Annotated in this window: 6 protein-coding genes; 2 read left to right on the forward strand and 4 right to left on the reverse strand. The window is 55.4% G+C overall.

Annotated elements, in window-relative coordinates:
* Positions 1 to 206: 206 nt before the first annotated feature.
* Positions 207 to 791 carry a hypothetical protein gene (locus tag LKK83_RS04105; RefSeq protein WP_324629608.1) on the reverse strand — a complete coding sequence of 195 codons (585 nt, stop codon included), beginning with the start codon at positions 789 to 791 and terminating at the stop codon, positions 207 to 209.
* Between the two features lie 38 nt (positions 792 to 829).
* A complete protein-coding gene (locus LKK83_RS04110) occupies positions 830 to 979 on the reverse strand; it encodes a hypothetical protein (RefSeq protein ID WP_324629609.1) in 150 nt (49 codons plus the stop codon).
* A 9-nt stretch (positions 980 to 988) separates the two neighbouring features.
* Between LKK83_RS04110 and LKK83_RS04115 the strand changes: the two genes are divergently transcribed.
* Entirely contained in the window at positions 989 to 1,861 is an 873-nt protein-coding gene (locus LKK83_RS04115; protein WP_324629610.1) for a hypothetical protein, read from the forward strand.
* Between the two features lie 246 nt (positions 1,862 to 2,107).
* Here the strand turns inward: LKK83_RS04115 and LKK83_RS04120 are convergent, their stop codons facing one another.
* Positions 2,108 to 2,614: a GUN4 domain-containing protein gene (locus tag LKK83_RS04120; protein WP_324629611.1), complete on the reverse strand. Its 507-nt coding sequence runs from the start codon at positions 2,612 to 2,614 to the stop codon at positions 2,108 to 2,110.
* A 257-nt stretch (positions 2,615 to 2,871) separates the two neighbouring features.
* Here LKK83_RS04120 and priA point away from each other — a divergent pair, with 257 nt between their 5' ends.
* Entirely contained in the window at positions 2,872 to 5,430 is a 2,559-nt protein-coding gene (gene priA / locus LKK83_RS04125) for a primosomal protein N' (RefSeq protein WP_324629612.1), read from the forward strand.
* Positions 5,431 to 5,582: 152 nt separating this feature from the next.
* Here the strand turns inward: priA and LKK83_RS04130 are convergent.
* Positions 5,583 to 5,780 (reverse strand): hypothetical protein (locus tag LKK83_RS04130; protein ID WP_324629613.1); only part of this gene is annotated, 198 nt, incomplete at its 5' end.

Genomic DNA, 5,780 nt, shown 5'->3' on the forward strand with positions numbered 1-5,780 from the left:
TTGACAAAAAAAAGCCAATCGGGTAAAATGGAGCGGATGGGGCAGGCAGGGAACATGTGCAATGCATTGATTGCCGTGAGGGAGCGGGAGGCGGAGCCTGCGGGAGGGCGTTCCCCCAGGGGGGAACGAGAGCAGGGGGCAACCAGAAGACAAAGCCCAAGGGCAGGGCACTGGCCTTGGGGGTGAGAGAGGGGACGAACCGCCAATTAACGGTCAATCAGGAGAGCGCGAATGGTCATGGTTTCGGGGGAGTCAAATTCAATTTCGCGCACCACGAAGTAACTGGTTTTGGCAATATCGAGCAATCCGCGCAATTCCAACCCACTGACCACGGAACCCAACTGCAGCAGGGCTTCGCCGGTTTGCGGGTTTTGCAGTTGCAAGGCACTCACGGGCACCCCGGACCAGGTTTTCAGATTGTCTTGATTGTTCTGTTCGCCGCGTATTTTACGATCGCCCTGAACACCGGAAATAAACAAGTCTTCTTCGCCACTGTACTCCAGGCGATCGATGTCCGAAATCGGGATAGACTCAGAAAACTCATCCACTGAAAGGGTCAACTGTTGGGGGGTAAACCCAGCGAGGTGCCCGGTCATGGAACCACCGGTGTGCGGGGTGAGGGTTGCCAAAGAAGGGGGAATGGGTAATTGGACGGGAATCGGGGTTTGTTCGGCGACTGGGGAGGCATTTTGAGCCGCCGAGGGTGGGGGATCCGGTGGGGATTGTGCGATCGCGGCAATGGCAGTAGACACGGCGATCGCCACCAGAAAAATCTTTACAAAAATTTTCATTTTATGAACCGCCAGTTTCGCCTAATAAGATGTTACGATTATAATCCATAACTCGACCCACCTGCATCCCAGTGGCGGGTCAGCTTGATGCCCCGGTGGGGAGAGGCGGGATATCCGGAGGGATAGCCCGGGGGTTGTCGGGTGAGGAGTGGGGGAAGCGATCGCGCGCCACCAGAAACGTCAAACATAAAATTGCGATGTCGGACAATTCTCACAGCGAACCGCAGGGGTTAGGCACCTTAGCCAGTTTAGTCGTCCTCGTGGGCGCGGCACTTTATTTTACCGGCTGGGTATATCGGTGGGCGTATTTCAGTTTTTTTCAATTAGAAGTCACCACCCTAGATTTGCCCCTAGAATCGTTTTATATTGCGGCATTTCAGGCGCTTTTAGGCGGTTGGGGAGCGATCGCGCGCACGGCGATCGGGATTGTGCTGTGTGCGGTGGGCATTTACCTCACCTTATGGTTCGTGCAACTTGCAGGGCGCAGGATAACCCACCACTTGAAACAGTGGCGCGAGAGGGCGATACAATATGGCGATCGGCATCGCCGATCGCCGGTGGCACAAGTCGTGCAATCCCTCGCCGAATTCAACTCCACGCACTTTAACTCCATCGACTTTTTGCGATCGCTACTCGATGAAATCATCATTTTCCTGTGGGCATTACTCATCCTGTTTTTCCTCGCCCAATGGCAAGCTGACGCCGACGCTTGGACCGACGCAGTGAACGAAACCTCTACCCTTCCCGTGGTCACCTTTTTGCTGCCCGAAGACAACTCCGCACTGGGACGAAAACTAGACAATCCGCTCATCAATCCCGCCGGATTTCGCATCATTGGGGACAAAGCGCGATACAATCGGTTATTGGGCAGAGAAATCACCCAAACCGGCCCGCAACAGGTGCAGAGAGTGTGGCGGTTGCTGATAGACCGCAGCGGATACTTCTACATTTTCCCTACCCTTCCCAACACTGCAAATCGCAGCTTGCGCCCGCCGATAGTGGTGATTCACGAGAGCGATCGGGGCGACCAATTGCTGATTTTGTCACCCCAACCCGCCGAAGCGGAATAAAGGTTCTTGGTTCAACAGATTGTGCCACAATTGTCAAGGCCAATGAGAGAGGTTTTAGCTGAGTCGCGACCTTTTCAAACCCGCACAATTGCGAGCGATCGCGAATGCCTCCGATTCCGCCAATCCTGAAATCAATTCAAACAGAACCGCCAGATTCGCAGGGGTTGCCATTGAGAAATCCTCAGTTTATTGGCCATCAAAAACCCTGCCTTTTCCCCGGAAATTATACCACCTGCCCCTAGCCAATCATTGTTCTTGACACTCTTTTAAGCGCAATGATAAACTTGCCACCCATCCCACGCCCAATCCGGTTTTGGTGTAAAAGGGGGCGGCGGGCAAATGGCCTTCTGGGGCGGTAATATCGAACAGCAATTCGGAATAAGTGCGCCAATCCATCTCCCCCATCGACCATCCTACTGCGTCTGCAAATAAAGCGTAATCCCGCTGAAATTCCTGCCAGATTTGCGCCTGGATGCTGAACCCAAATTGACCGCCGCTATAGTGCGTCCACAGATTATCCAAAATGCATAAATCCGACAGGGGAAATTGCTTCCCGTCTTCTTCCGTGAGATAATCTAAATTCACCAACCATTCCGCCTCGGAGGGGGGAAGGTTTTGGGACATTCGCAGGCGCTGGGCGATTTGCAGCATGATGCGGCGCGTTTCGCGATCGCTGGTTTTCCAGTTCTGTGCTTGGAGAGAATCGCGCAGGGGTTGATAGTTAGCAGCGCCAGTCATCAGATACTCTGGCATTGGGATAATCTAAATCTAGACTAGGGTGGGGTAGAAAACGCGGCCAAGAGAGAGAGCCGTTGGGGGATTAAACGCCGGGAGGAGCGTCACCCTGGATTCTATCATTTTCCGGAGCGAAATTGAAACCGAACGCGAAAAAATTTCAAATTGGGAATTGACCCAAAGGGTTTTCTATCCTAAAATTACCTTAAGCTGCTGCCTGTCTTGAATGAAAAGGCGCTATTATAATCAGGTCGCTTATTGGGCGAGAGAAAACAATGCACGACGAGATCGCCACTGCTGAAATGGATTTATTGCCCCTGCGCGTTGCCGCACCGCGAGGCGGTTACGATGTGGAGGGGGAAAGTCGCGGTGATGCGGCGGATCCGCCCGAGCAGTGGCTCGAGGTGTTGGTGGATTCGCCAGCGACACAGGGATTATTTACTTATCGGGTGCCCCCAGAGTTGGAAGTGCAACCCGGGGATATTCTCAACGTGCCGTTTGGAAAGCAACACTTAGGGGCGATCGCGATTCGCTATGTAGCACAATTGCCCGCCGAGTTAACCAAGGATAAAGTTAAAGATGTAGAAGAGATTGTCGTCGCCGGGTTTTTCTCCCCCCATTATTGGCAACTGTTGGAACGAGTAGCGGATTATTACTACACGCCCCTAATACAAGTTATCAAAACGGCTCTTCCCCCGGGATTGTTGGCGCGATCGCAGCGTCGGATTCGCTTGAGTGGCGAGAGACCTCCGGAGGCGGAGAGTTTCCTCAGTACCCCGGCGCGGCAAATTCTCGACCTGCTGCGCGGGTCGAAAAGCGGAGACTATACGGTAAAGTATATCCGGCGTCAAGTGCGCCGCGCCGATGCGGGATTGCGGGAATTGAGCAAACGCGGTTGGGTGGAAAGTTACCTGGAATCGCCCAAAGCGCCGCGTGCGAAAACCAAACAAGCGGTGACGCTAGTAGGCCCTTCGTTTCCCCTGGACTTGACGAAGCGACAGCAGGAAGTGCTACAGGTGTTGCGGCGGCGCGGGGGGGAACTGTGGTTAACCGAGTTGGTGCAAATTTGCCAAACCAGTTCGTCGGTGGTGAAGAAACTGGCGGAAAAAGGCTGTGTGGAAATCTACGATCGCGAAGAATTGCGCGCCTTCGCTCAACCGGCACAAACGCCAGATATACCGAAAGCGCTCACTTCCGCTCAAGCAAATGCCCTGGAAGTGATTAATCAGATCCAAGGATATGGGCGAGTGCTGCTGCATGGGGTGACGGGTTCCGGGAAAACCGAAGTTTACTTGCAAGCGATCGCGCCGATACTCGAGCGCGGGAAATCGGCGATCGTGCTAGTGCCGGAAATCGGCCTGACGCCGCAACTGTGCGATCGCTTTCGCGCCCGGTTTGGCGATCGCGTGGCCGTATATCACAGCGGATTATCCGACGGAGAACGCTACGACACTTGGCGACAAATGCTCGCCGGCACGCCGCAAATCGTCATCGGCACGCGATCGGCGATTTTTGCCCCCCTGCCCAACCTCGGGGCGATCGTCTTAGATGAAGAATACGATGGCAGCTACAAACAAGACCGACCCGCCCCCACCTACCACGCCCGCACTGTAGCGCAATGGCGCGCCGAGTTATCCGATTGTCCGTTAATTCTCGGTTCCGCCACTCCCTCGTTAGAAACTTGGGTGGACATTGCCGAAGCATCCGACAACCCGGGAGATGACCGCCCCCTCACCTACTATCTCTCCTTGCCCGAACGCATCCACGCGCGACCCATGCCCCCGGTAGAGGTGGTGGATATGCGCCAGGAACTTCGCAAGGGCAACCGCTCGATTTTTAGCGAAGTCCTGCAACGGGAGTTACATACCCTGGGAGAAACAGACCGCCAGGGAATCTTATTCATTCATCGCCGGGGACATAGCACCTTTGTATCTTGTCGCAGTTGCGGCTATGTGATGGAATGCCCCCATTGCGATGTTTCTCTCTCTTATCATAAAGTGCATGAAGATGCGGCAGATTTTTTGCGCTGTCATTATTGCGGTTATACTCGCCGCCCGCCCCAACGCTGCCCCGAATGCGAGTCCCCGTATTTCCGGCACTTTGGCAGCGGCACCCAGCGGGTGATGCAGGAATTGGGGCGGCAGTTTCCCCAGTTGCGGGTGATTCGGTTCGATAGCGATACCACTCGTGCGAAAGGGGCACATCGGGCATTGCTGTCTCGGTTCGCCCAGGGGGAAGCGGATGTGTTGCTGGGGACCCAAATGCTGACCAAGGGGTTAGATCTGCCCCAGGTGACGTTAGTGGGGGTAGTGGCGGCGGATGGATTGCTGAATATGTCCGATTTTCGGGCATCGGAACGGGCGTTTCAAATGTTAACTCAGGTGGCGGGTCGTGCGGGTCGCGGGGATGACCCGGGACGGGCGATCGTGCAAACTTACTCCCCGGAACATCCGGTGATTCAGGCGATGCAAGGCCACGACTATGGCCGGTTTATCGAGATGGAGTTGGAACAGCGAGAGGCCCTGAGTTATCCGCCTTACGGACGGTTGGTGTTGTTGCGGATATCGGGAGGGGATGATTGGATGGTGGAGGATATCGCGATCGCGATCGCCTCAGCACTCGGCGGTCAAGACGCACATCTCACGCGCGGCTACGAGTTGCTCGGTCCGGCCCCCGCACCGGTGTTGCGCGTCGCCGATCGCTACCGCTGGCAGATTTTGCTCAAGTTTCCCCCCGGGGAGTCGGTGCAGTTACCCCCCGTGGAAGCGTTGCGATCGCTCTGTCCCCAGGAAATTAGTTTGGCGATCGATGTGGACCCGCTGAATTTGAATTGATACCCTCTCCCAGCTCGCTTCCGGTGCGCGAATCCCTTCAGCGGTGCGTGACCCCCGTGGTTCCTCAAGGGGAGAATTGCTCACTTCCTTGGGGGGGGTCACGCACCCTACGGGAGCTGTGGAAAGCATACTTTTACCCGGGAAACATGATATTATTCCACGGAATCCACGGGAAGCCGAGGTTTTAACTCGTTTATCGGCGCGCCCGGTTCGGCTTCAGATTCGGTGGGCGGGATGGTGGGTTCCTCCGTGGGTGTCTCCTCAGAGGTCTGCGCTTCGCCGTCCAATTCCTCAGTCGGTGCCACCTCCGAGGGTTGTGCTTCGCCGTCCAATTCCTCAGTCGGTGCCAC

Origin of the sequence: Phormidium sp. CCY1219, assembly GCF_035615515.1 — a bacterium.
Lineage (GTDB): Bacteria > Cyanobacteriota > Cyanobacteriia > Cyanobacteriales > Laspinemataceae > CCY1219.

Excerpts from the sequence above, each read along its gene's own strand:
- LKK83_RS04105 (WP_324629608.1), bottom strand. The coding sequence starts at position 791 with ATGAAAATTTTTGTAAAGATTTTTCTGGTGGCGATCGCCGTGTCTACT.
- LKK83_RS04110 (WP_324629609.1), bottom strand. The coding sequence starts at position 979 with ATGTTTGACGTTTCTGGTGGCGCGCGATCGCTTCCCCCACTCCTCACC.
- LKK83_RS04120 (WP_324629611.1), bottom strand. The coding sequence starts at position 2,614 with ATGCCAGAGTATCTGATGACTGGCGCTGCTAACTATCAACCCCTGCGC.
- LKK83_RS04115 (WP_324629610.1), top strand. The coding sequence starts at position 989 with ATGTCGGACAATTCTCACAGCGAACCGCAGGGGTTAGGCACCTTAGCC.
- priA (WP_324629612.1), top strand. The coding sequence starts at position 2,872 with ATGCACGACGAGATCGCCACTGCTGAAATGGATTTATTGCCCCTGCGC.